Below are 26,945 nucleotides of genomic sequence, written 5' to 3' on the forward strand. Positions count from 1 at the left end.
ATATCTTGAATTAACTCAGGGGTATGTTTAGGACGACGTCCTTTAAGAGATTTATGTTCAGTGGCGTTATCTTGAGCCAGTTGGGCATCATAACTAGCTGATTGAACACGTTTAAGTTCACGATAAATTGTTGAGCGGTGTCGCCCAATGGCTTGAGCAATTTGACTAGCTGTATAGCCCTCATGATAAAGTACTTCTATTTTTGAACGGTCTTCTATGGTAAGATGTTTGTAGCTCATAACAGGTCCTCCGTGTGTGTTTTTGTGGTTACTAACATTTTACACGAACCTGTTATGGGTTTTCTTGTTTGTCGCAATTAATTTTACAATCTATCAGAAAGAAAGTAGTTGTCGTAAGTAAAACTTTCAGGTTGGGAAGCGCTATGCCCTCTGATTAGAGGAAGATAGGTTGACTTCTTGCCAGCGTGGCAATATGTCTATAGAGCAGATTGTAATTCCAACTCTATTATAATTAAAATTTTATTGTTTCACAAATAGATTTTAATGATTATAAATAAATATGTTTTTTCGTTTAAAAGAATGACCTAATAGCAGCTTCACAGGGGATCTAAATAATATAGGATTTATCAATAGTGGTTGTTTATCATTCGTTATGTCAATATTTGCTATGTCTATGTTTTATTTTAGAATTTAGACCCCCTGTGAAGCTGCTATTAAGGTCTATAAACATCTACCTAAAACAAACCCATCATAGATGGCTAAATTGATTGCCATCTATGATGGGATAAAACTGTATAACTTTTGATTAGTCTTTGTGCCTTTTAGTCTATTGCTTCATCTTTCTTTTTCTTAAAGCCAAAGATTCCTGTTACTAGTGCTAGTAAACCTGCTAAGGATAGGTAACTATTTAAACCTTCCCCAGTTTCTGGAAGTAAACCTTTGCTTGGTTTTTGCGGATCAGGTTTTTCAGGATCTGGTTGTGGTGTATGGGTGGTTACTTTGTTTGATAGTACCTCTACCCCATTAATCACATTTGTAAACTCATTGTCTACAGAACCGTAATTGATTCTAGTCATCTGCAAGTATAGTTCCGCTTGGAATTCAGAATCTAGATCAATGCTTCTTAGGAAGTCTTCGTCTAGGGCAATGTCTACAATTCCTTTCGCTTCATCATGCGTTTGCTTAGCATATTCCGTGATCTCGGTACCAGCTGGAATAACTGTTCCGTCTTTTAGCTTAATATCTTTAAGTGCAAAGACTTTGAAGATACCATCGTACCGATCGTGCGACTCTTGATAGTCGTCAATGAAGCGGTATTCGAATAGTTCATCTGAACGGTTAGAAGGAAGACTTGCTCCTACTAGGCGGTAGTTAAAGGTTTGTCCATACTCAACAATACCGTTATTGATTGAGTCACCGCCAACATCGATAGTGACATCTTTTTCAGGCTCAATCTTCGGAACGTTATTTTCAACGACATCCGTTTCTTTCACGATTCCGAATTCAGATTGGAATGCCTTGTTCGTGTACTTGCCACCAGTTTCAGCCATTTCTTTTCTGACTGTCATCGGGTTAGTAATCACAATATTTGTGCCTGTAAAGACATACTTGGTAAAGAAGTCTTCTGGGTCGTCCGCACTAAAGACTTGGAAAGCCCCTTGAATACCACTATTTGCTAGTAGGTTCTGCAAGTTTTCTGGTGCGTCTTGAAGACTCTTATAAACCGTATAAGTAATACCTGTAACTGGTTCACCATTCATGTCAGTGATAGTAATCAATTCTGGGTTGGTTAATAGCGCTTCTTCTGGATAATCGTCAAAGAAGTAGAATCCTTTAGCGATTGTTTCTTTTGAAGCATAGATACCCATATATTGATCTAAGTCCCACGTTAACTTGTAGACGTTAACGGAACCAGGTAAGACATTTTTACCATTAATATTTACGCCTGCTTGATTGAGGTTTTCCTTCTTAGGTTCAGAAGTAGGGACGTTATTAACGACTGTTTCTGTTTGATAGCCTAAGCCGAAATCAAATTGATAAGCCGTGTTTTCATAACTACCACCAGTAACTCCCATTTCATCCTTAACAGTCATTGGCGTTAGGATAGTCAAGCGTTGTCCAGTTTGAACATATTTTTGGTAGAAGTCCTTCGGATTGTCAGCGCTGAAGATTTGGAAAGCACCTTTGATGGTCATATTGCTGTTAGCAATAGCTGTTTGAATCCAGTCTGGTGCTTCAGCCAGTTCACTATAAGTTTTGATTGTAATACCTTCAACCGCTTGTCCGTCTTGGTCAGTAACGGTTGCTCTTCCTGCGTTAACGATTAGCGCTTCTTCTGGATAATCGTCCAAGTAGAAGAAGCCTTTGGCTACTTCATCGACTGTGGCATTAATGCCTTGATAGTCTGTTAGATCCCAAGTTAACTTATACACGTTAACAGAACCAGCAGCAACAGTCTTGCCGTTGATATCAACCATATTTTCATTCAGGTTTTCCTTCTTAGGATCAGGTTTTGGTACCTTGTTTTCAACCGTTTTTGTTTGATATCCTTGCCCGAAATCGGTTTGGAAGGCTGTGTTTGTATAAGTCTTACCTTCAGCTTCTTTCTTAACGACCATTGGATTTTCAATAATCAAATCAATTCCTGTTACCACATAGCGGTTGTAGAAGTCAACTGGATTTTGGGCGCTGAAGACTTGGAAAGCTCCGTTAAATTGATAGCCGTTCGCTTGAATGAGCGCTTGGATCGCTTCTGGTGCTTGGGTGATCTCGCTATATTGTGTCACAGTAACTCCGACTGCTAAATCTCCGTTATTATCTCTAATAACAATATTATCCGTATCAATAATTACCGCTTCTTCTGGATAATCATCGAATAGGTGGAAGCCTTTAGCTACAGTGTCTTTGGTCGCTTTAATACCTTTATAAGGCGATAAGTTCCATGTCACCTTATAGTTATTGGTAGATCCAACTAAGACTGGTTTACCATTGATCAATACTTGATCGGTATTGTAATTATCTTTTTCAGGTTCAACGTCTGGAACAATGTTTTGGACGACATCGGTAGCCGACTTATTATTAAATTCAATTTGAACTGCTTGGTTCTCAAACATTTGTCCGCTATCTTTAGTAGACTCTTTAACTACCATAGGTGCTGTGATATAGAGATTAGTTCCTGTGACTACATAACGGTTATAGAAGTCTTCTGGATCTTCAGCGTAAGTTAGTAGGAAAGCGCCTTTTGGTGCGTAATTTGCTTTGCGGAATGCTTCTTGAATGGCTTCGCTAGCTTCATTAATAGAATTTAGAACTACTTTGTTTAGTCCAATAGCAGCTTCCCCATTTTGGTCAACGACAATCACTTTACTAGCGTCAGCGTTTAGGGCTTCTTCTGGATAATCGTCAATATGGAAGAATCCATTAGCGATATCTGCTTTAGTCGCCTTAATGCCTTTGTAGCCGTCAAGATTCCAAGTTAATTGGTAGTTAATGGTGTCGCCTGCTAAAACAACTGTACCGTTGATATTCACACCATCTGTATTTTCTGCTTGTTTATCTGGGTCTACAGGTGGCGTGGTGTTGGTTACAACTTCCGTTTCAAAGGCGGTTCCGTAATTAATTTGGAAGGCTTTATTGTCGTAGCGAACAACTTGACCGTGTAGTGATTGGTGAACGACCATTGGGTCTTGAATCGTGATGTCAGAACCTGTCTTCACATATCTTTCAGTGAAGGCAGTTGGATCATCCGCTGTAAACAGTTGGAAAGCGCCTTTGATATTTAAAGTGCTTAGAACTTCTTGTAGATGTTCTGGCGCTTCAGCGATTGTCTGGTATGTTTTCCATGAAACGCCCTCAACCGCTTGTCCGTTTTGATCAGTTAGACGAACGTTGTTGGTATCGATGGTTACGACTTCTTCTGGGTAGTCGTCAACGAAGAAGAGTCCTTTAGCAATCACGTCTGGATCAATCGTTGCTTCCTTGAAATCCTTGAAGTCCCATTTCATGGTATAAACATTGGTTGTTCCTACTGGTACGACTGTTCCATTGATATTAACCCCATCCTTATTAAGGTTTTGTTTTTGTGGATCAGGAACAGGAACATTGTTAGTGACTTCATTCGTGTAATAACCATTACCGAAATCTACTTGGAAGGCATTATTCTTATAAGTAGCGCCTAATTGAGCTAGCTCTTCTTTAACTGTCATCGGTGTAACAATCGTTAGATTGATTCCTTTAACAACATACTCGTTGAAGAACTTTTCAGGGTTATCCACACTGAATACTTGGAATGACCCTTTCAATCTGTTAGCAATATCAGCATTTTTAAGCATATCAACGATTTCTTGAGGAGCCTCACTCAATGAGTTGTAATTGTTGACCGTGATTCCGCTAACCGCTTGTCCTTGATTATCAGTAATAGACACTCTTTGAGTCTTGGGAACAACAGCTTCTTCTGGGTAATCGTCTACATAATAGAACCCTTTTCTGATAGCTTCTTGAGTAGATTTAATTCCTTTATATTGATCAAGATCCCACGTTAACGTGTAGAGATTATCTGATCCTGCCACAACTGGCTTCCCATTAATAATAATGCCTGCTTGGTTTTTGTTCGTTTTCACAGGGTCGATAGGATTGTCTCCACCTGGTGTTTCTACAATGACCTTATTAGATGGGACAGTAATCTTATTATTGTTTGGTGTATGAATAGTTGTTAAGAATCTGTTCTCGTATACCGCCTTATCGTTTAACACACGCCCTACGATAGTAGCAATAGGTACATACATTTGAGATGTCTTATCAGCATTGAAAGCATTAAGTGTTGCTTGGGTTGCTGTAAAGGTTACGGTATTTTTTTCTGGATCAAACGATAAGGTATAAGCAGGTGTTGCGAGTGCTGTCTTCTCTCTGTCTACTTCAAATCCGCTTGGTAATGCGTCTTCCATGGTGTAAGAAACGATTGTTTCACGGTTCTTCTTCAACACATCGTTATTAAGTACCCATCTCACTTCTGATCCCTTAGGAACTTTATGACCATTAATAATAACACCATCTGTATTGGTTACATCTTTCACGTTTCCTGGTTGATATCTTAGACGATAGTCATAGATTGTAACCGTTGGTTTAGCTGGTTCGTCTGATGGTGGTGCAGGTGGTGTTGGTGCATTAGGCTCCACTGGTGGCGTTGGTGGGGTTGGGTCTACTACATTAAATGTTGGAGGTGTTATTGGAATTCTTTCTTTGAGTGTCGGGACAGAGAAATTTACCTTAACGGCAAAGTCTCCATCTGCAATTCCGCTTGTAATTCCCCCATTATAGTTTTGGAGTTTCTTCCAATAGGTCGAGCCATATGTTACAAAAACAGCAATACCATCAGGAGCTGACTCTTTACCACGAAGACCAGAGCTTCCAGTATGTCTGCCCCACGTCCATCCAAGATCTTTATCGGATTGCACAAATGCATCATTACCAAACATTCCGTCATAATGGTAGAGACCACCACCTACTGATAACACATCAGTAGTCTTTTTATCATAGTAGAGGTATTGTCCAAAGTCGATATCAACTGCAGCATTGACCCAAAGGAAATCTTCGTTATTATGTCCTGCCACTTGATAAATGGCTGTAATAGTACTTGGGTCACCTTGTCCATGGTTAGCAGAGCGGTAATTAATGATATTGTTGTCGTTCCAAAGGTATAGATAATCATTAGCAAAGTTACCGTCAGCTTGGGTGAGTCTAAAGTCAAGATCACGTCTTGTCCCATCTTGGAGTGTGACAGCGTTTGGCATACGGTACCAGCTACCACTTCTTACTTTATAACGTCTAGATGATTGACCAGTGTTATAGCTAATTTCACCAGGTGAAAATGTGCTAACTGATCCTCCACTTAAAGGAGTGATAGGGACATCCCAGAAGTTGATACTCTTGATAATATTACTTTCTTTGATTTTTTGTTCAGGTTCATAGAAATAAATAGAGTAATTATTCTCAAAGTCGGAAGGTCGATTGATTTGTCCTTCTGCGACAAAGGCGGCAAAACTGCCTATGGACTGTGACTTTCTATTCGTCCAACTGCCAGAAGGAGAGAAGTAATTTTGGTAGCCATATCCTCTTGGGTGGTCTTCAGGGTTCTTCACGCCTTCTACATAGATTTTATTTTTATTTCTATCAGCAACCAATTGATAAGCTTCTCGTTGTCTTCGGTTATATTCAGCGATTTCTTGATTTTTCCGATTGACTTCAGCCACTTGTTGATCATGTTCAATTTTTGCTTGATCATATTGTTTTTTGCTTTCATTGTAGGTCACAAGATCCTGTTGGTATTTTTGTAATGCTTGATCATAGGCTTGCTTATCATTGTTATATTGGTTTAAGTCTTCTACAAATTGATTCTGATCTTGGTCATATTGACTTTTGTCCTGATCATATTTTTGTTTGTCTTTGTCATACTGGGCTTTTTCTTGATCATATTGAGCTTTTTCTTGATTGTACTTTTCAATCTCTTTATTGTGCTGTGTTTTTTCAGCTTGATATTGGTTTCCTTTATTTGTAATTTCAGCTACTTGTTTTTCTTGATCTTTTTCAATCTCGATTCTCTTATTTGAAAGTTCTTCTTCCGATTGAGCGACACCTAGATCTTTGGTTTCTTCGGTTACGACTAGGTTATCTTTTTGTGTTTCAGCAGCTACTTCAACAGAAGTGTTGTCAACTGCTATTTCTGTTGTACCTTGTGTTCCTGCTGTTGCTGCTTGATCCAATGTTTCTTGAGCTGGTGTAGGAGCAGGTTGTGCTTCTGGTAAATTAGTAGCAGGAAGCCCTGTACCTTCAGGGGCAGTCGCTTCTAATTCTTGAGCGCTGGCATGATTAGCATGAAGTGTAACACCACTAATCAAAGCCGTTGCGATTACTGCACTACACAATCCATATCTTTTGTCTTTTCGCAAAGCATATTTCTGTTTAATTTCCATTTTATTCCTACTTTCAATGTTTTAATTTTATATCTATTAGAAACAAGGCTTATTTATGTTCAGCCTCACCTCCTTAAAGGTAAAAAAAGAAAGTAGTAAACATGGGGGTTTACTACCTTCTTATTCTGGTATTAAGTTTTAGTTATTGGTTTTCTTTTCTCCGTGGTAGGAACAATCCTAATCCTAGAGTGGAGAGTAAAGTAGCTAAAGATGTGAATGCAAGTTGGCTAGCTTCACCAGTTTCTGGTAAGGCGGTTGCTTTGACGACATCAGCTTCCTTATTAATTCGTTCTTTTTCTGCCTTATATTCAGCAAGTCGTTTTGCGTCCTCTTTTAACTGGGCTTTTAGCGCTTGCTCTTCCTTGCGTTTCGCCATCCGTTCTTGGTATTTATTATTTAAGGCGGTATAGTTGCCTAGCTTTTGTTTCTCATTCTCTTTCGCCTGTGCTAATTGAGTATTGAGCTTTGATAACTCGGCTTTGACACTATCAACAGCTTGATCAGTTATTAGCACATTATCTTTAGCTTGTGCTAATAACTGATCATAGTTGGTTAATTTATAGTGAAGATCTTTTGCTTCTGATAATGCTAGTTTTTTATTGTTTTGTTGTTCTTTGATTTGAGCAATTTGTTTTTGGATTTCAGTCACATTTGATTCAGCTGCTAATAGCTCTTTTTCTTTCTCGCTCAATACAATCTTCTTCTCTTCTAAAGCTTGAACAAGTGGGGCTACTTTCGCCTTAGCTTGAGCGAGCTGTTGAATTTTCTGTTCCTGATTTTGGTCAAATAAGTCCAATTCTTTTTGAGCTTGTTCACGTTCCGCTTGTTTTTGAGCTAATTGTTCTTGTGAACTCGCTAGTAACTTTTGAGCATTCGGTGTCAGATTTCCACTCTGCTTTAACTTAGCCACTCTATTTGAAAGATTATTGATCTGATTAGTTAAGCTAGCGACCGTTTGTTTTTGATCCATATATTGCTTATTGGCATTATCTCGGTTGCTTCTTGCTCTTGTGAGGGCTTGGCTTGCTTCTTGGTATCTCGCTTGGATTTGGGTTTCATCTTTTACAGGAACTGGTGTTGTGTTAAAGGTTGAATCTCTATGATTAGCCCATGATTCTGATGTTGTAACAAAATGGTAGCTAGGTCTATAATTATTATGTTTGTTCTTTGTTACAGAAATACCAAAACCGAAATATTCTGGATCTCCGAGTGGGTCACTTTCAAAAATATCATAGTTAGCCATTCCTGCAGCATGATGGTACTCAACGTCTGATACCATGAATCGCATGAACGAGTCATATACCTTCTGCTTCAATTCTCCTAGGCTCAATTTAGGGGATTCATCCTTTATATAATCAGGGGCTATTTCTTCTCCTACAGTTCCCTCTGGCAACCCAACAGCGCTTGCTCCCCCTCTTAAAGAAGGTTGGTGGTGACCTATTTTTAATATGTCTTCATTATTTGTCGTGTAGCGATCCGCAACTTCTTTTCCCAATTGTACTGATCCTTGACTTACATAAGCTTTTCCTGTTCCTGCTTTTTCTCTAACCTGATTGATGATGTTAGCACCAAATAAGGTGAGTTCTGTTAAAACTTCTTTTGGAAGATTTGTTACATCATACTTTGGTGCGTTTGGATCTACTTTCACTTTGAATTGGTTATCTTTTTCAAATTGTTTAGCTAACTCTATCATGCGATTAGTAGATTCGGGACCATCATCCACCGTGATATAGTGCTTGAGTCCATCAAGATATGCTTGAGATATTTTAATGACTGGAACATCTATCGTTTTTAATGCTTCTTCTGCTTGTTGATAGGAAACATTAGCTTTGGTTAGTTCTGATTCTTTCTGATCTAGATTGGTCTTATCAAGGGTTAATTTGTCATTAGCTACCTTCAGTTTTTGCTGTTGACCTTCTAATTCTCGGTTAGCCTTATTAATGCTGTCTGCACGGTTAGCGTCATGTTCTCTCGCTTGGTCGAGATGAGTTTGTGCAGCAGCTACATTATCTTGAGCTTTTTTAACCTCATTATTTTTTTCTTGAACTTTTGCTTCCGCTTGCGGTCTGTTTGATTCGTCGAGGGCTTTTTGGGCAGATTCAACTTCTTTATTAGCAAGGTCTACATCTGCTTGCGCTTGGTTTACTTGATCACTTGCTCTCGTAACCTCTCCTTGTTTTTCGTTAACAAGGCTTGTAGCTGATTTTTCCTTCTCTTGCAGTTGGTTTTCTTCTTGCTCTAAGGTTTTCAAGTCCTGTTCGATACTTGCGACATTAGCTTCTGCTTGTTCAATCGCTTCAGGTGTTGGGTCTAAAGCTTCAAGTTCTGCTTGATTTGCTTTAGCGTTTTCGTGTTCTTGACTTACTTCAGCAAACTTTGCTTCCGTTTGATTAACGGCATGTTCCGCCGCTACCACTTCCCCTTGGGCACTTTGTAACTCGTCATAGGCGGTTGCTACATTAGCAGCAGTCACTTCTGTTTCACTAGTTGCTACTTGGTTTTCAGTTGTTACTTGTGGATTTTCATGGTTTGTTTCGACTAATTCTTCAGCATTTGCTGTTTGCGATACGCCAACTGTAATAGCGCCTGCAACCGACATAGCACCGATAACTACTTTTTTATTCATTTTTATTCCTCCTAATTGATAAATCCTATCTAATAGTCTTTTATTCCTCATGCCAGGCTGGCATGAAGTCAGCTTTTTCCCATAAGCATAGTAATCAATCCTTTTTCTTATTGATCTTTAATTACACTTTAATTTAAGCGCACTTTAATATTATCATATTTGTTCATCTTAATCTTGTTTATGATGTCTTATTCGTTTATTTACATCCATTTTTGAAACTGTTAGTTGCATTGTTTTTGTTTGCTATTTAATTACCTGTTGTTACTACGAGATATCACTTTCTAATCATCTGTTTTAATTGTTTTCATTATCTAATATCATCCATTTATTCACCTCTCTATATAACGAACGCATCATAGACCAGCAAATAGTCATACGCTCCCCCACATCGACAACTTTCTTCTTCGCTCTTTTGACTGTTTCTAATTTATCGGTCTCAACGTCATAAACGACCATGCCGATTCCCATAAAACGTAACTCTCGAATGAAGCTATCGTCCTTCACTTTGTCATAAAGCTCTTCGGGCATAACCAGATAATTATAGTCTCCTACAAAAGATAAACTAGCTGAACTATGTAAATCAGATTTACTGACCTTAATCTCGTATGCTCTGATAGTACCGTCCGTATCCATGGAAATAAAATCAACTCTTTCACTACCATCTGGCATTCCTTTATTCCGACCAATCTTAACTTCAAGCGCACAAGCCGATTTCAGGGGATCATTTAGAAAATAAAGAGCTGATTCAATCCTCTTTGTCAGTTTAGTTTTCATCATTCATCACCCATTTCGTGAACCTCTTCGCTTGCTCCTTTTTAAAATCACCATATACACCCCTCCAAGTTTTTTGACATTTAATTAGCTGTTTTCCCTGCGAGCTGCCACTTTCTAATCATCTGTTTTTATTGTGATTCCTGACTTTTTATACTTTCGATTATTTCTTCACTTTCCTTAACACTATCTTTCCAATCTCGTTGGAAGCCTGATGTAGTAACCCATAGAACCCTACTGAAAAATAGTGCAAAGCCAAGAATAATAATTGGCATTATTTTGAGTATTTCCGATATTATCGTTTCTTCCTGCACAGACTTTAAATTTCACCTACTTTCGGAATTTGGTTGTTCTAAACCGTTGGTTTAATTGTTTCTTGCTTTTGGTCAAGACTTGGCTATTTTCTCTTTCTCTTTCCAATCGTTTTTGAAAAATGCTTAACTTATTTAATAAGTGCAGCGATATCTTTTCTTGCATTCTTATTTCCCATAACTCATTATTCAAGCATTTAATAAATGATCTCCAACAAATGATTGAATAAAATATTGTCAGCCATTCTGGTGACGTTAAGGTTTTAATTGTCTCCACTGAACGACTCCTTTCTCTAACGAATTATTGTATAATTAGCTATAGAGGTGATTAAGATGTTGTCTATGTTCCTTTCGAAAGTAAAACAGTGTGCTTTAAGTGTTTTAAGAGTTTTAATTGAAGCGATGTCTCCTTTAAATACATCAGAGGATAATAAGAAAAATCCTCTGATCGCAAGTTATTTCTGTGCTTTAGCTGTTCTAGTCTTTGCTTTAATTTTCTTTTATAGTAAGCACGTATACTTCCGTTTTCAGGATACATTTTTCCATGTATTTATGTATGTGGCATTTAGTAATTTAATTCCGTGTCTGCTACTCATGCTTTTATTTGTCTCTTTCTTTTTGTTGCTCTATTTTGCATTAGATGCCTGCACATGTTTTGTTAAACATAATGTCATAGACTATATAAAGCGATCTGCTCTTGTTTCTATTTTATTCCCAATATTAACTTGTGTCAGGGTCGACTGGTTAGATGTGGTCATATTATTTTTTAGCGTTTATATTTTTCTAAACGATAATGTGCTAATGAGAACTCTAGATAAAGCCGAAGCTTGCCGAGCAAAGTTTTATGATAGTTTAAATTCACTTAAAGAGGATGTCGAACCTTGATTCTAATCATGAAAAGCAAGATCTTTTGAGCGTCCCATCTACTTAGGCTCTCTGAAAACTATCGGGCTTACTTCAAGTACATCTGATAGTTTCTTGCCATCATGTTTATCGGGATAAATGTTAGTGCCGTATTCGAGACTTTCTAAACAGCCTATGTCCACTCCACTAACCTTTGATAGTTCTTTTAAGTTCCAGCCTTTCTCTAAACATTTCTCTTCAATTACTTCCCATGGTGTGATGGGGAGTTTTATTTGCATTTCCGCTACTTCATTTTTTAACTTCCCACTTCGTTCTTGATACTTTTGTGTTCTCTTTCTTATTGTATTTAGCAATAGCCTAGTGATTAAAGAATTTATTATCATGATAAGTATTGCTATTGGGTAGCTAATCATTATCTGCCTCCTCACTTTCTATTTATTTATGCTAATGATAAGCGGATAAACCAGTTAAAGGAATACCTAGAAATTTAGCAATCTGACATGTTTGATCAAATGATAAGTCTAGGTTCTTCTGGCGAATGTTCTTCACATCTTCATAGTCCCATTCTAACTGGTGACAGATTTTCTCTAGTGTAAAACCCTGCATAGTTAAGAAGGAATCTATGAGAATCCAGTATGGGCTTTTATCTTGGGGCGTTGTCTGTTCTTCCTTATCTCTCTCCTCATTTCTTAGTTTTCTTTTCAATTCGTCCAGCTTCTGACAATAGGAAAAAAGAATGGCTAGCCTTACGTCAATGACTTCTTCTTTAGCTAAGGTGTTAGTTATCTTCTTTTTGCTTTCACTGTCATACCAGTATAAGCCATCAGTAAAAATCTTATGGAAGCCTGGTTCAAACTCCATGATTTCAGCTGATACCACGCCTTTTTTCTTAGTGGTATGGCTATAAGCTAGGCTGTGTAAGCCATTTAGGGCAACTAATAAATCTAGCTCGACAAAGTAAAAAAGGCGATGGTTAGTAGGATGACAGGAAAAGCGCTGCTCTTTTAAGAGATTGCTTATATTCAATGTCCGTTGGTAATTCCAAGGAATGGCTATTAGATCTTTCTCAATGGAGACCATTTGAAAGTCTGCTTGTTCGGACTGGTTGATAGGAAAGAACGGCAAAGAGTCAAAGAATAATCGCTCTCGGTAAATGATATTTGAGGCATTGAAAGAAGTGACGACATCTCGACGGACGAGCTGACACAGAAAATCGACTGCATTCACCAGCGCTTGAGTGCGGGTCTCCCCTTCTTTCAAAGCATATGGCGCATTCAGCGTGTCATTTAAGCTCTCCATAGCGTCAATATATATTTGTCTTTGCTTATCCCTTGCTAGGTCATTGAGTGACTTGGAGTGCATAAATTCTGAACGTTCAGTTATCACTTCTTCTATCATGGACTTGAGATACTTTTTTATAGGACTCATGTCTTCTTCCCCTGTTTGAGTATGATTTGCATAAAGCTTAACAAATGGAAGATCGGTAAGCTAGCGGAATCATCCTCTGTTTGGTGGCAATATAAGTATTCTAAGAGCTTCCTAAGGGTTGTCTCTTCATCTTCTTGAAAGTAAGCATGTTGCGCTTCCGATAGAAGTCGGAGGTGTCTATCACTTGCTTGTTTAGGAAATGTTTCTTCTTGACAAATGGTGTTAAGGTAATCTTTTATGAGGTAAAATCTAAAGTTCAAAGTAAACGCTGTATAGTTCAGAATATCAACTAGATTCCTATATATAATCCGCTCGTTTTTTGTAATGGTTATCACATCCTTTCAATGGTTATTAGCTGAAATAAAGGTTATCTTTCTTCATTAGACCATTATTGTTTAGTAGTAAGTTGTCCATGAGTCTCCATTAGAATAGTCAATGCCGACACCAGGTTGTCTATTCGGAACAAAGATATTGAATTGCAAGCTTTCGCCATTATCATCGATTGAAAAGCCTTCCATTAAAACACCGCTTGCGAGTAAGTTGCTTCCCTCATATATTGGGGTTACTCGGTATCTAACTAATTGTTCTTCCTCTTCAATCGTGTTAGCTACAAAGTTTTCAAAAGGTAACATCCCCTCAACGTTGAACCATCTTGTGCCAGTTATAAGGTTATTAGGTTCATCTTGGAGTCCGCTTAATTGATAGCCGATTAAATGACATCGATTATATAACCAACCGCCATTACTGATAAATTCATAGTTGGCTTGCTGCCAACCACTAGGTTTGACTTCGCTAAGATCTTTTCTTAGTTGATTATCAGCAGGCATAAGGTCTACACTTAAAACAGCATTCGCCGCTTGCGTTCGTCCTAAATGATCCTGTTGACTTAGGCTAATCCATGGTTCAGTAGCGGTTACATCTTGATTGTTGAAGTAGGGTATATTTCCGTTGACTTCAACATAAGTCTGGTCATTAGGTACCTGTGGGATTCCACTTAGTTCAGGATTTAAGCTAAATCCATCAGGTATTGAATACTTACCTATGGTGTCATAGTAAGCGTTGTAGGTATCTTCATAGGTTTTCTTCAATGAGTATTCTGTTAGTTGCCCGCTTCCTAAGATCAGGAGTGCAAGAGTTATAACAGGGCAAGCCCAATATTTAATCATTTTATTTAGACTCATCTATGTTTTCTTTCACCTTTCCGCTATATTCAAGCAGTTCTTCTGGATCTAAATTCATTTTTTTTACTTTGTTTATGGCAAGCATTAGTGCTATGTTGGTGCACACAATAGTTAGAGGTAGGTCTGCAAACCAGCTTATATCTAACGATAGGGTCGGCATGTCAGAGGAAGATGTTAAATAGAACTGCCAAACAAAGTGAAGTGATAATATAATTCCGCCTATTATATTGATTAGAATACTCGCCCCTGCGGAAATAATGTTAAATATCCACTTTTCTTGTAATTCTTTCAAATCTCTTTCTGTGATCCCTTTCTTTCGGAATCTCTTGTGGTTTATGGTCATAGATGCCGCTATTAGATTGGCTATCAGTCCGTTATAGAAAAAAACTAACGCTGTCGTTATTGTGTCATTTAGCTTTACGACATTTAAGAAGATAAGGGTTCCAAAAAAAACTGTGATACTTAAGTGGGTAGCAAACCAATACTTTAATCTTTTATATATGCTTAAAGAGGGTGCTGAATTTACTATTTCCTCTGTTTTATCAAGGAAGCTGTCACTGAATAGATCTAATAATAACAGAGAGAATTGTAGCAATACGAAACAACTGACAAAGCTTAAGATAAAATCCAAGATGTCACCTCAATTCTATGTTTGGTATATTATTTTATATATTTATAAAATAATATTCTGGAGGATTTATTATGATTAAAGGTAAAAAGGACTCTGGGGGTCAATTCAATATCTGTTTTTATTCCTTTGGGCTACTTGGATCTGTGTGTTTATTTCTTTTTTCCATTCTATTCTCAATCGACAAGGTTTCAAAAACTGCCATTCATGTGTTTCTTACACAATGGAGTCAAGTCCTAGTTTCAATTTGTCTTATACTGGCAGCGACGACTCTTGTTTTATTTTTCCTCCATTATCTTATAATTAGTCTCAAACCTGATAGAGAGCAGCTTTTTAATAAGCGTAAACCTTATTTTTTTATGGGTATCCTTTCTATAATTATGGTTGTTGCTATACCCGTGGATTACCTAGATCTGTTTAGTGCGTTATTCGCAGGTTTTGTTTTCATACTTACCTTTTTGACTGATAGAGCTAGCGATTTAAATCAAAGAAATGACCTAACTAAAAAGACATAGAATATTAAACTAAATAGGGTTGCCAGGTTCTATTCATCTCTTATTATCGCTAGATCATCGAAATAGTTGTTTGGATCTATCTGTTTTTTCTTTATTTTGAAAAAGGTAAAAATTGTAAATAAATTTATAACAAATATTAGATTTGCTACACTTGAGTGTATTGTGTGCGCTTTCCCACCTAGAACATTTAAAAAAATTAGTTTTATTGCGACAATTAGACCACTTAAGGATGTCGTTATTGCGCTCAACATTGTTGTTGCCTTAAGTATCAATAATAGCCTTTTTATTTCTTGTTTCTTTGAATAAGTGGTTGATGAACTTTCTACAGATGTTAATGAATTTGTCGTAACTAATATTGGTAGAGTGCTCAAGCTATTGTTTATGAAAAATATAGTTAAAATGTCGCTAGGCTTTTGAACTGATATAATAACTAAACTATTAAAGAGCCAAGAATAATTGTTAGCGCAAAGTGTAAGAAGGCAGCCCATATTGCGCCTACTCTTGGGTCTTCATCATTTATAAGTGGAAGTGTTTCCCCTAACTTTTCAAAAGCGGTCATAAGTATTTTTGTAGCTAAACACATTGATAATATGATGTTTATGCTGAATAGTGACATTGTTTACCGATCCTCTCGTAACTTTTATGATAAGGAGTGTTATTATGCGTCAGTTTAACAAGTTAATCAATGGTTTAAAGCGGTTAAAAGGTATTATCATCCGACTCCACGCCGCAGAGTATTTCGGGATAATGTTAGGCATAATAATTAGCTTTTATTGTTTTGTTCAGGTGTTGCCAATGCTGAATCTAGTGACTCTTTATTTCCCCGAAAGTGCTTTGTCCTCTTTTTTAAGCCTCTCTTTAAATAGTTTTTTCATCTTCTTAATGGGCTTATTGATTATTGGGTTTTATTGGCTATTTGTATGGGGGATGTATTGCCTTATTGTTTTTCCTTTTTTGCCGTCCCTTAAAGAGAAGTTGTATAGAGTTTTAGTTTATCTTATTCCATTATCATGTGCTGCAATACTTCTTGATGTTGATACTTTGAGTCTAGTCATGACTCTAGTTGCTGTAATAGAGTTATCTAAAAGGGTTGATATTTGAAACCATTGCGGGATAGAATTTTTCCCAAACCTTTAGCGGTTCATCTAATCCGAGGTGTTTGCAATAGCTTATAAAGCTGAATATCCCAATAGAGACCCCGATAAGCATTAAACAGGGAATAAGAATGTACCCATAAAATGTTAGGATGTTACTATTCACTGGTATCGTGAGAATCAATAACGTTTCAATGACAAAGCACGACACTCTTACCGACTGCGAACAAAGGTAATAATAACTTTTTTTAATGCTATTGTCCGACTTGTATTGAGCAGTCGTTTTTTTCAATAACACGTTACCGATTACGAATAGGACAAGGCTTAAGAAAAAGTATGAGATCATAGTCTTCGTACTATTGATAGCACCGTTCACATATGCGATATAAATTAAAATTCCAATTTTTAAAAAAGGAATGACGTTACATTTTATGCTTAAGGGTAGCTGTTGTCTGCTAAGATAAATATTTAAAGAAGCTGTAATAGCTACAAATAAAGGTCCTAACATTAAGAATAGACGACTAACTATTTCCATAACATTTAATTTATTCATTCTCTCATCCCTTCCTGTTTTAATTCCTATAAATAGCAATTAACTAAACAGAATCGATTTTGTTAGCTGAGAAGTTAACACCTTTTATCGCATAATCAACCATCGCCTGCTGCAAGTTATGGTAATAGTAAGCCTCATGGTTTTGTATGGAGCGCTTCATCCTGTTGCCATAAATATATCTAGCTGATCTAAGAAGACTGTCATGAATAGCCCAAGCAAAGTCATCGTGTGCTACTAGATCATACTTACTAGCTAATAGCCCTTGGATCGTCTCTTTTGATCCGTTATCTAAATCTTTTGCTACCGAAAACTTGCCTTTGACTAAATCCATATAAGCTCGTTGGATGGTATTGCTTAATTCATAAATATTTTCATAGTCTGATAAAAATGATAAGGCGGAAATGATTTGTGGGTGAAATTGATCATGCAAATCTCGTAAATATTGTTGAATCATTTCAGGTGAATTTTCATCTAAAATTTCTCCCAATTTATTTTTATTTTTTTTGTTAAAATTTTGTGAGTCACCTTGATCTAATGATTGATCTAATGATTTATCTATTACTAATTCATTATTACTAGTGTCCATTTTTTGAACATCAGATGTCCAATTTTTGGACAACGCTTGTTTTTCATTTCTGTGGATAACTTCTGTAAATGTTGTATTACTGGGATTAAACAAGCGATGTTCAATTTTTGGACAACGCTTGTTTTTTTGGAAGTTTTTATCCTGATTTTCGGGACAATTTTCGGCTTCAATTTTTTCGTTTTTGTATTTTATTGCATGGTCATTATTTTCCATTTGTATAGATTTATTTCGTCTTTCTTCTTCACTCCAAGTACTCAAATCTTCCTTAGGCAAGTTAGTTAATTCTATGATATATTTTGCGTCTTCTTCGTTTGCAGCTTCGGGATAGGCTAAGTAGATTCGACTCGTTCTGCCTGTTTTGGCTTCTTCTAAGAGTTCGACTTGCTTCAACCTCTTTTTGATGGTCGATAAAGTTGTTCTAGACCGTACATTTAATGCCTCCATTAATTGTGTGGTTGTATAAACTAGATAACAATAGCCTTCTTTATCCACCCAGTTGTTCTTCTGCGATAGCCTTAGTCGGTCATACAACAGCGCATAGGCTAATATATCATCAGGCTTCAATATATCTTTATATTTTTTCCCATGAACCAAGAGTTTTGGCAGTTGGTAATACTGTTGCCCTGCGTATGAATGAAGAGAGATTTTATTAAAACTGTTTTTCTCTTCCGTCATTTAGCCCACCGCCTCTCTAAGTTCGTCATAGTGTTTTGTGTAGTAGATATTGCCTCTACCAGTTGGAATAGTGGCGATCAATTCGCTTTCTTCCAATCTTTTCTTTGACTCTAACAGGGTCGTTTTTGACCCTATATTTAGTTGCTCGATCAAGAACTCGTTCGGTATTTGAGCCATGGCTTGCCCTTGTTGGTCATGAATGCTTAGTGCGTCAAAGATTGATGTCATACCGAGCAAAAAGCTATAAAGAAGAATGTCGATAGATTTTAGGTTCTCATATTTTTTATCTTCAATGATTTCTCGTGGGAAATATAGGTTTACTTCCTTATAAATCGTGTCCATCATGCCAGTTTTATAAAGATCGCCTACTTCCATTGTTACCCCTTTAAAAGTGGTTATCATATTAATCCCCTACCTCAAATATCCTATAATGCTTCTTAGTTGATTATTAGTGGCTGAATAAAATGTTCGTGTTATTCTCGATAATGTTTGTGTGAAAGGAATCCCCCAAAATATGTCAGGTATCTCTCGATTAAGTGATTCAAATATAAATCCGATAATATAAAATAAGCAGATTGCTCCAATTATTTTGGAAAGCAAGCTGCTTAAACATCCTCTATTATTCAATTTTTAACTCCTAATTCTTTTCAGATTGAATTCGATCATACATGGTGCTCATTTCAGACAATTCCTGATGCTCTGTACGTTCTTTGCACTCGATACAATAGATATGTTTAATATGATCTTTCTTTCGTCTTCGGGCTGTATAGCGTGGCAAGGCGATGATATGCCCGCACTCTCTACATTGAAACTTTGAACTAAAGAAATCGTTTGTTTTTGCGACCAAATTATCACACCTTTCTTCCACTTCGAGCATATAAGAATGCGCTAAGTTTATATAGTTGCGGAATGACCCACCGTTCACTAAAGAATCCAATCACCACAAAGACAAGAAAGAACCCTTTGCGATTAGACGCTCGAATGAATTCTTCCATAGAATCGTCTCTTGGTCCTAGAGCCTCCTGGAAAAATATAAATGGCAAAGCAGATAACAATAGTAGAATAGGAAGTCCGCCTAACATAAATGAAATTAGAAAGCTTGTTGAGCCTATATTTTTAATCCATGCAAACGGAAACCTGACTAGATAGCCACTAATTCTAACAAGTGTAATTAATCCTCTAACTAAATAACTTGAGAAACAATAGAGGTTTTCTTCCAATGTATACTCTTCCCAAATGGACATGATAATCACCGCCTGTTATTAGGATAATTTGATTTTGTATTTAAGTCCATCTAATTCATCAAGAACTTTAATGACGTCTTTTATAAGCACTATATCTTGGCTACTAAGTGATCTGTCATTTGCTTCTTCGACTGCTTTAACAATTACACTTATAGAAGGTTTTGGTGAAGATGTATTTTTTTCTGGGCTGTTAACCACATCTTCGATATCATACTCTGTTAGTTGGGTTCCATGACTAAAGTTCTTTGCGATCTTTTTTATATCTGCCGTCTTAATTTTTATGTCTTTTCGTTGACTATAATTAAATACTGATTTTTGTTGGTCATCGCTAAGTCTGGCTAGCTGATCTGCTGTTGGAAGTGATATTTTATTGTCATCAAATAGATCTAATAGTTCTGGAATCAGCTTTGTTGCTCGAATATATCTTGCGATGGTTCTACTAGACTCTTTTTCCGTCTTAGATAATTCATCTAATGAGGAATAGGGCTCATTGCTATTGCCGCTTCGTTCGCCTTGCTTTTTCATAGCATCTTGTCTCATTTTATAGGCAAATGCTTTTTCCTTATTGGATAGCTTTTGCCTTTGTAGAAGGTTTGATTGAGTAACTATTATCATTGCCTCCTCATCAGAACATGGCTTAATTAAGGCAGGTATTTTAGATTTTTCTAAATATTTAAAAGCATTTAGTCGGTTATGTCCCGCTAGCATTTGATACCGTCTGTTATCCACCGGTCGAACTATAACAGGATTAATGAGTCCGTTTCTATTAATATCTTCTGCCAGTTCCTTTAGCTTGTTTTCCTTATAGAGCTTGAAAGGTTGGTTAGGATAAGGATCAATTAAGGTTACATCTAATTCTCTTAAATCCAAAGCTTGTTCTTCTAGTTGGAACATTGATTCAATGGTTATCATTCTATCAAGGCTCCTTTCTGGTCTACTAGTTCTTTAGCTAAATTAGCATAATCACTAGCTAGTCGGCTTCCTTGCATTTTGCTTAAAGGAATACGTTCGGCATAGGACTTTCTTGCTTCAGTAAGTTCTTTTATTTCATTGTCAAAAAGTAGTTCAGGATAGCATTCTTTCAGGCGATCTCTGACCTCATTGGCGATTTTTGTGTTATTTACTTTCGTATATATAATTCCATCCACAGTTAAGTCTCGGTTTAGTCTTTGGGTCACCATGTTAACATAGGTAAATAATTGCCCAAGCCCTTCAAATGCTCCGTAGCTTGCTTCAACAGGTATTATTACGGAATCCGCAGCCGTTAAAGCGTTTATCAGTAGAGTATTTAAAGCGGGCATACAATCAATAATGACATAGTCATATTCACTTTTGACTTCTAGTTTCTCAAGGATATCAGACAATATGTATTCTCTAGCATTAGCCGTAATTAGCTGCATATCTATTGCTGATAGGTTTAAAGTCGTAGGAATGTAGTCTAGATTTTCTTCATAACTATAAATTGGTGTTCTAGGAAAGGAATCTCCTTGAAGTTCATAGCTAATCGCTTCAGCGATAGTAAATTCGTGATCTCGATCGCTTAAATAGTTTGTTAAATTGTGTTGTGGGTCAAAATCTATAACAAGTACTTTCTTTCCAGCTTCACTCAAAGCATACCCTAAATTCATCGTAGTTGCTGTTTTTCCTGTACCGCCCTTTTGATTGGCGATTGCTATTATTTTAGCGTTCATAATAATCACATCTTTCTGTATACAATATGTTCATTTTCCATCTCTAAAATAAAATAGCCCTCCAACACTTTTGTTAAAGGGCTACATTCATAATTGTCTAAAAAAGCCATTTAACGTCTGTTAAAAGGCTTACATTCTATATATTATCATAAAAATTATTTTGGAAGACCAATTCATCTGATCAAGCTGATCATAATAAATACCAAAATCGCATACAGCAAGCCTTTAGAATGAATAAATAATCGACATGCTTCCAGCAAATGGATGGATGGGATCAATCTTTTGCGATGATAGATCATCATTGTCAAAGCTAGGATTGAAGTTAGAATTAACACAAGTAGATAAATTTGTAAAACCAATACGTGGTTGTGATTGATCAAATAATTGACCAAGTAACCTGTTAGAAAATTTTGACTGAGGTGAAAGCTAGCAACTTAGATCCAGCTACCACTCCTTAAATACAGTAAGGACCAAACAAAGCCACTATAACTAGCTGCAATTAACAAGCCTAAGTCTAGTGTTTGCAAGTGAGCCAAGCCAAACAGAAAAGTTGACAAGATCAAAAAATAAGAAGGATTATCTGGCAATAAACGATCGCCAATCAGCTTTCTGAAAATGATTTCTTCCATAATGGGCCCAACAAGAAAAATGATCCATAGTCGCCAATCCTCATCAAATGAAATGACCTGTCTATTTGGGTATTCTGGCCATCCCATACGAAGTATAATTATTTTAATTACGATTATAATTGGAAGATTAAAAAATTGGGCAAAGAAATAAATAACCCCTTCTCTGAAATTAAGATAGTTAGAGCACTCTGTATTTATCCGGGACCAACGCCTCTGGATAATGGCTAGGCCTACAAATAAGCTATATAGCAGCGGATAAGATAATAGTTGTAAAGAACTCTCCCTTTTAACAAATATTCTAGCAACTGATACCATACCAAAGTGTAATAAAAATACAAAACTGATCCTATATGAGATCTGATTCACTGAATCCAGTAAAGCTTTGCTAATGCCCACATCCCTTTTTTTGATTAACATGTCTTGGCATACCCTTTCTGTTTAAGGAATTTAATTCAAGTCCAGTGCTAACTGAAGATAAGCCCCACACAAAAGTCTGCACAAATCTTCCGTGTTCACTTGTAAAAGATACGGAGAGTATCGTATTATCTTTAAACACTTTAACAATAAATGGCGAATGGCGGGCGTAATTTTCCAAATGTCATTCCCCCTATTTCTGCTTGAATTGATCGATAAATCGGCTGATAAGATAACCAATACTAGCAAATATAACACCAAATCCAATAAATGAAACCAAGGCTAATAAATAACCTTTTAAACTTGATTCAAACCAGCCACTATAAATGAGGATTGGGAAAATGGTTAAAGCCATACAGCCTGTATGAACCAACAATTTTCTCTTCAATGACCAGACATCATAATCATAAATAACAGCAAAAGAAAAAATCACTAAGCCGATTAGTAGCCCGGCTCGCTGCGACTTCAGGCTTACCATATCCGTCTGATTGCGTGTAAAGTAGATCACAGAGGCATAAAAGAGACTACTTACTAGTAAGCGAAAGATAATTTTTTGAACCATTTGCTTAAAATTCATAAGAATGCTCCCTCCTGGATTAACGATTTAGATCCTTATCTTCCAAGAATAACTCCACAACCTCTTGGTAAGCTTCCGGATTCTGAGTGGGAAACTGACAGTGACCATAGGAATCTAACGTTACTACTTTTTATCAGAATGCTTGATAGCTTGGTAAATATCAGGACTCATATGGACAGGAAGGACTTGGTCAATGCTAGAGCTGGTAATAAGGACTGGCATGGTCAATTGGCTAGCCTCATCTAAAACATTCATGTCCTCATAACTGACTCCAATCTTGAGTTGAGTGAATAAGTCGCCACACCAATTAAGATAGCTACTCGGGATACCTTTGTCTTGTTCAATTTGGGCAAAAACTTGACGGATCAGTTCTGAACCATCGGATAAGGGACAATCGAGTATCAGGACGTCAATCCAATCATTGGCCTGACTAGCAGCTAGAATGGCAGTGGCGCCTCCATTGGATTCACCCCACAATATAATTGGCTCATCTGGAAATTCTCCTTTAGCGAATTGAATCATATCCAAACAATCCAGAGATTCCAAACAACCATAAGTGTTGTAATCTGCTTGGTTCTCACCCGAATTTCTTTGATCATAGCTAAGAACCCGGTAACCCATATCATAGAATATTTTCATGACTTGAGGGTTGATCTTCTTGGTGCCTCCTAGACCATGGACCATAATCAGGGTTCCCTTGGGAAGGTCTGGATCTAGTCTTAGGTAAGGAATATCATGATCTCCCTTGAAGGACGGCAAATCTCCTAGCTCAGGCTTCAAGGGTTCAATTAAACGAGTATAATCTGGGTGCATCGTCTGCTCATTTTCTAAGGTATCTGCCCTAGCAACAATATTCGTTGATGAAGTAAACACTTGGTAGCCAATAAAAATGGAAAAAGCAAGTACTAGAACGACTATTAAAGCTACTCCCCAAGCTAAAATTCGCTTAAACTTCATAGAAAACAATCCTTTCTATTAGCATGGAAGCCCTTACAATTATTTGGAAGATAAATTCTCCCGCTCTCTATTCTAGCTCCTATTTTACCAGGTGATTGTAAAGTTTATGTAAATTTTATGTAAAAATAACCCCACCCTACTAGTTCTAACTAGAAAGGTGGGATTAGCTTATTAGGAGTCCTATTATTGGGCTAGCAGTTCATTGTCTTCAGTTGCTGCTTCATTGTTCTCTTCAGGACCAGTTGGCGTGCTGGCGTCTTGTAGAACGGATTCGGTGGCTTCAGGAGCAGGCGTATCTGTTACTTCTGGAATTGTCGAATTGATAACCTCATTAGCCTCTTCCGCTTCTTGAACCTCCTCATGAACGCTTGGACTTGGGCTAGCAGGGATAGGCGGAAGAACACTTAAGTCGCCTTTCATGGCTAAGGCCACTTGGTCACGATGGATCGAAATATTTTCAGCGTCAGGATCTCCACTCCGATTAGGAATCATGAATAGGTCTGAGAAGAATTGGATTTGATCCACAGCTACTTGGTAATGCCCAGCTAAGAAGTCTTTCATGGCTTGAACAGTCGGTTGTTCTTTTTCACGTTGAGCCTTAGCTTCTGCTTCTTGAGCGGCCTTTTTAGCTTCTTCCTCTCTTTGTTTTTCTTTTTCAATTTCTTGTTTGCTTTTTTCCGGACGTTTTAAGTTTTGGAAATCGGCTTCTTGATAATCAAATGGTAACTTTTGATCAGCTAAGGGAATTCGTTTTTCCTTACCGGATGGATCAACGAGTACGATCTGGTCACCATCTCGAATCACTTGACTATTTGGCGCTTTTAATTTGGCCTGATTAATTTTTAGGGCAATCAAGTGATTTTGGTAGGCTTCGGCATTTGGGAATTGATCAGCTCTTAAGACCAATGGTACTTCATCCAAGTCCATGGTGTGGGTATGGTCACCATGAGGAATAATCACCAAGTTACCGGTTAATTTTAGTTGGTCTTTGGATAGTCCAACTAAGGCAGCCACATAATTTAGCTTTTGTTGGATTTGTTCTGGTGTTCCTTGAGCTGGCTTGGTAGTTTGGACTTTATTTTGAGACCGGTTGATATAGTCAGAGGCTGCTTTTAACTCACTATCTTCCAGCTCAGCTAAAGGTATATAGTGGGTATGGTCACCGTGCTGAGCTACCAGTCCTTCTTGATCATAAGATAAGATAGATTCGGGACTAAAGCGATAGCCGTCGCTAGTTGTGTAGACTTTGCCGTCTTTTCCTTTAGGCAATTTATTAATGTTTAGGCTTAAGAAGTCTACTTTTTGCTTAGGATTAGTTTGAGCTTGGGAATCACTTGCTTGGTCAGTCTCTTTCTTGTCTGTTTGTTTGCCCTCGTCTTTGGCTCCAGGTTTAGCTGCTTGATTCTTTTCTGACTTGGAATGGCTATCCAATCCTTTTTCTTGAATGACCATCTGCGTGACCTGACGTTCAAGTTCGCTTAATTGGCTATCTTTGATAGTATGGAAGTGGTCTCCATGAGGAATAACATAGGCCTTTTCCCCCTTGATTGAGACCACCTTAGTAATGGTCATCGGATCAAAGACTAAGCCATCACCTTCTACGTGGCGCTTGGAATCCGGCAACTGGTAAAGCTTATTAAGCGCTTCTTGTAAGGCTGATGGTTTCTCGTTAGGGCTAGCGGGCTTTTGATTGCTGGTATCTGGGTTGATGGCTTGATCACTTGGTTGGACAGGGGCTGGCTTAGGATTAGGTCTGTTCTGACGGGTAGGCGCGTATTCTTGGACTAAATTACGGTTTATTCCAAACTGACGCTTCAAGTAGTCTTGAGTAGCCTGTAGCTCTTGCTTGCTCAAATCAGCAAAAGGTACATAATGAAAGTGATCATGGTGAGCAGTTACCAGACCAGATCCATCAGCACTCACGATGGATTCCACGGTGAATACATAACCATCATCTGTTGTATAGGATCCCTTAGCATGATAGCGTCCACTCGGATTGGCTTGACCAGATAGATGGCTACCTGATAGACCTTCTTTGTTGGCTGTATTACTCGCTGCATTGGTCTGGCTAGCTGCACTTGATCCGCCACCAAGCACTTGATAGGCAATCTCTAATTCGGCGGCAGTGAGCTGAGCCTTGGGAATGAAGTGGAAGTGATCTCCATGGGGCACGATAAAGCCAGAACCTGCATCGCGAATCACATCATACGGACTAAAAACATAGCCATCATCAGCGACCAAGCGACCTGATCCATCCCTAGTACCAGCGCCTAGGACAGCTCCAGCTGCTGCTTCTTCTTTCTTAGCTTGACGGTCTGCTAATTCGCCACTAGCTTCGATAGCTTGATAGGCTTTTTTGGCTTCTTGTTTGATGGTATCACTGGAAACAATATTGTCCTTTTGCTTGGAGTCAAATAAATAAACATAACAATGTTTACCAATCTTAACGATATGCCCTCCTTCGATATCTTGTAGGATGTCGTCTTTATTTAATTGGTAATCACTGGGTGCCAGTAGACGTTCGCTAAATTTAGCGTCAGCTTTGACTTTTCCGGGGATCACATAGAGATCGATCCCAACTAGGTAGACGACTTCTTTTTCAGTTAAGTAAACGACCGTTGCTGGACCGTCAATCTTGGCTTCTTTAAGGATCTGATCGATATTTTTTTCAGTTTCATATTTGATCATCGAAGCTTCTGAAAGCTCTAATTCTTCTTGAAGCTTGACTATATTAGTAGCATCTTCAGGATGGATACCGTGTGATTGAAGAACTAACTCTTCCACTGTCCGTAAGTTGTTTGCTTGGCTGGGATCTTTATAGTAGACCCGGTACTCACCATTGACCTTAACTACTTGACCTCCATCAGCTAAGTCACTCACCTTATCAGCTTCTTGGTAAGTATAATCCTTGTCAGTTAATAAGCTTTCACTAATAAATGATTCGTGAGGCACTAGACCATTGTAGTAGTGATAATGATCACCATGGGAAGTGACATACCCTTCTTCAGAGATCGTGACTACAATTTGTTCAGCGGCAATCCCTTCTGCTTGATTAATCTCTTCCTGGCTCTTTCCTTGAGCATCGTGCATCTTCTCAGCAGATTGGCTTTGTTTGGCTGAATCTTCATCTGCTCCTTCGATATAATTAACGCTGTACTGCGAACTAGACTCTGCCAAGACACTCGGTAGGACAGGCAGAGCACCCACAGCAAGTAAGGTTGCTAATGCAGCTCGACTTAAGAATTTAGGGTTTAAATGTTTAAGTTTATGCAT

The 26,945-nt window shown here is 37.7% G+C and carries 19 protein-coding genes; 2 read left to right on the plus strand and 17 right to left on the minus strand.

Annotated features, from left to right (window positions below; genetic code table 11):
• From T408_RS0100610 to T408_RS0100665, 8 genes are all read right to left on the minus strand, one after another.
• On the minus strand, window positions 1–239 hold a 239-nt coding region (locus T408_RS0100610; RefSeq protein ID WP_028118224.1), incomplete at its 3' end, for a helix-turn-helix domain-containing protein.
• 542 nt (window positions 240–781) lie between these two features.
• A complete protein-coding gene (locus T408_RS0100615) occupies window positions 782–6,928 on the minus strand; it encodes an SspB-related isopeptide-forming adhesin (protein ID WP_028118225.1) in 6,147 nt (2,048 codons plus the stop codon).
• Window positions 6,929–7,070: 142 nt separating this feature from the next.
• On the minus strand, window positions 7,071–9,554 hold the full coding sequence (locus tag T408_RS0100620) for an SEC10/PgrA surface exclusion domain-containing protein (RefSeq protein WP_028118226.1): 2,484 nt from the start codon (window positions 9,552–9,554) through the stop codon (window positions 7,071–7,073).
• A gap of 294 nt (window positions 9,555–9,848) precedes the next feature.
• Window positions 9,849–10,328: a hypothetical protein gene (locus tag T408_RS0100625; RefSeq protein ID WP_028118227.1), complete on the minus strand. Its 480-nt coding sequence runs from the start codon at window positions 10,326–10,328 to the stop codon at window positions 9,849–9,851.
• A gap of 1,231 nt (window positions 10,329–11,559) precedes the next feature.
• Complete coding sequence (locus tag T408_RS0100645; RefSeq protein WP_028118231.1) at window positions 11,560–11,913, minus strand: hypothetical protein; 354 nt, start codon at window positions 11,911–11,913, stop codon at window positions 11,560–11,562.
• Window positions 11,914–11,944: 31 nt separating this feature from the next.
• Window positions 11,945–12,928 carry a DUF6710 family protein gene (locus tag T408_RS0100650; protein ID WP_028118232.1) on the minus strand — a complete coding sequence of 328 codons (984 nt, stop codon included), beginning with the start codon at window positions 12,926–12,928 and terminating at the stop codon, window positions 11,945–11,947.
• A gap of 395 nt (window positions 12,929–13,323) precedes the next feature.
• On the minus strand, window positions 13,324–14,094 hold the full coding sequence (locus tag T408_RS10355; RefSeq protein WP_169730296.1) for a DNA/RNA non-specific endonuclease: 771 nt from the start codon (window positions 14,092–14,094) through the stop codon (window positions 13,324–13,326).
• 1 nt (window position 14,095) lies between these two features.
• Window positions 14,096–14,740, minus strand: a complete 645-nt coding sequence (locus tag T408_RS0100665; RefSeq protein WP_028118234.1) for a hypothetical protein — start codon at window positions 14,738–14,740, stop codon at window positions 14,096–14,098.
• 71 nt (window positions 14,741–14,811) lie between these two features.
• Here T408_RS0100665 and T408_RS0100670 point away from each other — a divergent pair, with 71 nt between their 5' ends.
• Together T408_RS0100670 and T408_RS0100685 are read left to right on the plus strand one after the other, a co-directional pair.
• A complete protein-coding gene (locus tag T408_RS0100670) occupies window positions 14,812–15,252 on the plus strand; it encodes a hypothetical protein (protein WP_028118235.1) in 441 nt (146 codons plus the stop codon).
• Between the two features lie 660 nt (window positions 15,253–15,912).
• Window positions 15,913–16,353, plus strand: a complete 441-nt coding sequence (locus tag T408_RS0100685; RefSeq protein ID WP_028118238.1) for a hypothetical protein — start codon at window positions 15,913–15,915, stop codon at window positions 16,351–16,353.
• 589 nt (window positions 16,354–16,942) lie between these two features.
• On the opposite strand, the gene T408_RS11600 is transcribed toward T408_RS0100685, so the two are convergent.
• The 9 genes from T408_RS11600 to T408_RS0100740 form a co-directional block, all read right to left on the minus strand.
• Window positions 16,943–18,160, minus strand: a complete 1,218-nt coding sequence (locus T408_RS11600) for a replication initiator protein A (RefSeq protein ID WP_028118240.1) — start codon at window positions 18,158–18,160, stop codon at window positions 16,943–16,945.
• Window positions 18,161–18,535 carry a hypothetical protein gene (locus tag T408_RS0100700; RefSeq protein WP_157060740.1) on the minus strand — a complete coding sequence of 125 codons (375 nt, stop codon included), beginning with the start codon at window positions 18,533–18,535 and terminating at the stop codon, window positions 18,161–18,163.
• Between the two features lie 476 nt (window positions 18,536–19,011).
• Window positions 19,012–19,404, minus strand: coding sequence for a hypothetical protein (locus tag T408_RS0100710; RefSeq protein WP_028118242.1), 393 nt, complete (start codon window positions 19,402–19,404; stop codon window positions 19,012–19,014).
• Between the two features lie 18 nt (window positions 19,405–19,422).
• Window positions 19,423–20,316 (minus strand): ParB/RepB/Spo0J family partition protein, encoded by an 894-nt coding sequence (locus T408_RS0100715; RefSeq protein WP_028118243.1) that lies wholly within the window; start codon window positions 20,314–20,316, stop codon window positions 19,423–19,425.
• The gene (locus T408_RS0100720) at window positions 20,313–21,095 is read right to left on the minus strand and encodes a ParA family protein (RefSeq protein ID WP_028118244.1); all 783 of its coding nucleotides are present in this window, start codon (window positions 21,093–21,095) and stop codon (window positions 20,313–20,315) included. Before T408_RS0100720 ends, T408_RS0100715 begins: the two co-directional genes overlap by 4 nt.
• A gap of 434 nt (window positions 21,096–21,529) precedes the next feature.
• Entirely contained in the window at window positions 21,530–22,141 is a 612-nt protein-coding gene (locus tag T408_RS0100725; RefSeq protein ID WP_028118245.1) for a CPBP family intramembrane glutamic endopeptidase, read from the minus strand.
• A 190-nt stretch (window positions 22,142–22,331) separates the two neighbouring features.
• The gene (locus T408_RS11605) at window positions 22,332–22,715 is read right to left on the minus strand and encodes a DUF3021 family protein (RefSeq protein WP_051444695.1); all 384 of its coding nucleotides are present in this window, start codon (window positions 22,713–22,715) and stop codon (window positions 22,332–22,334) included.
• A gap of 123 nt (window positions 22,716–22,838) precedes the next feature.
• Window positions 22,839–23,672 (minus strand): alpha/beta hydrolase, encoded by an 834-nt coding sequence (locus T408_RS10375; RefSeq protein WP_051444696.1) that lies wholly within the window; start codon window positions 23,670–23,672, stop codon window positions 22,839–22,841.
• 183 nt (window positions 23,673–23,855) lie between these two features.
• Complete coding sequence (locus T408_RS0100740; RefSeq protein ID WP_028118246.1) at window positions 23,856–26,945, minus strand: pneumococcal-type histidine triad protein; 3,090 nt, start codon at window positions 26,943–26,945, stop codon at window positions 23,856–23,858.

The sequence above is a fragment of the Hutsoniella sourekii ATCC 700629 genome (genome assembly GCF_000518205.1).
Lineage (GTDB): Bacteria > Bacillota > Bacilli > Lactobacillales > Aerococcaceae > Hutsoniella > Hutsoniella sourekii.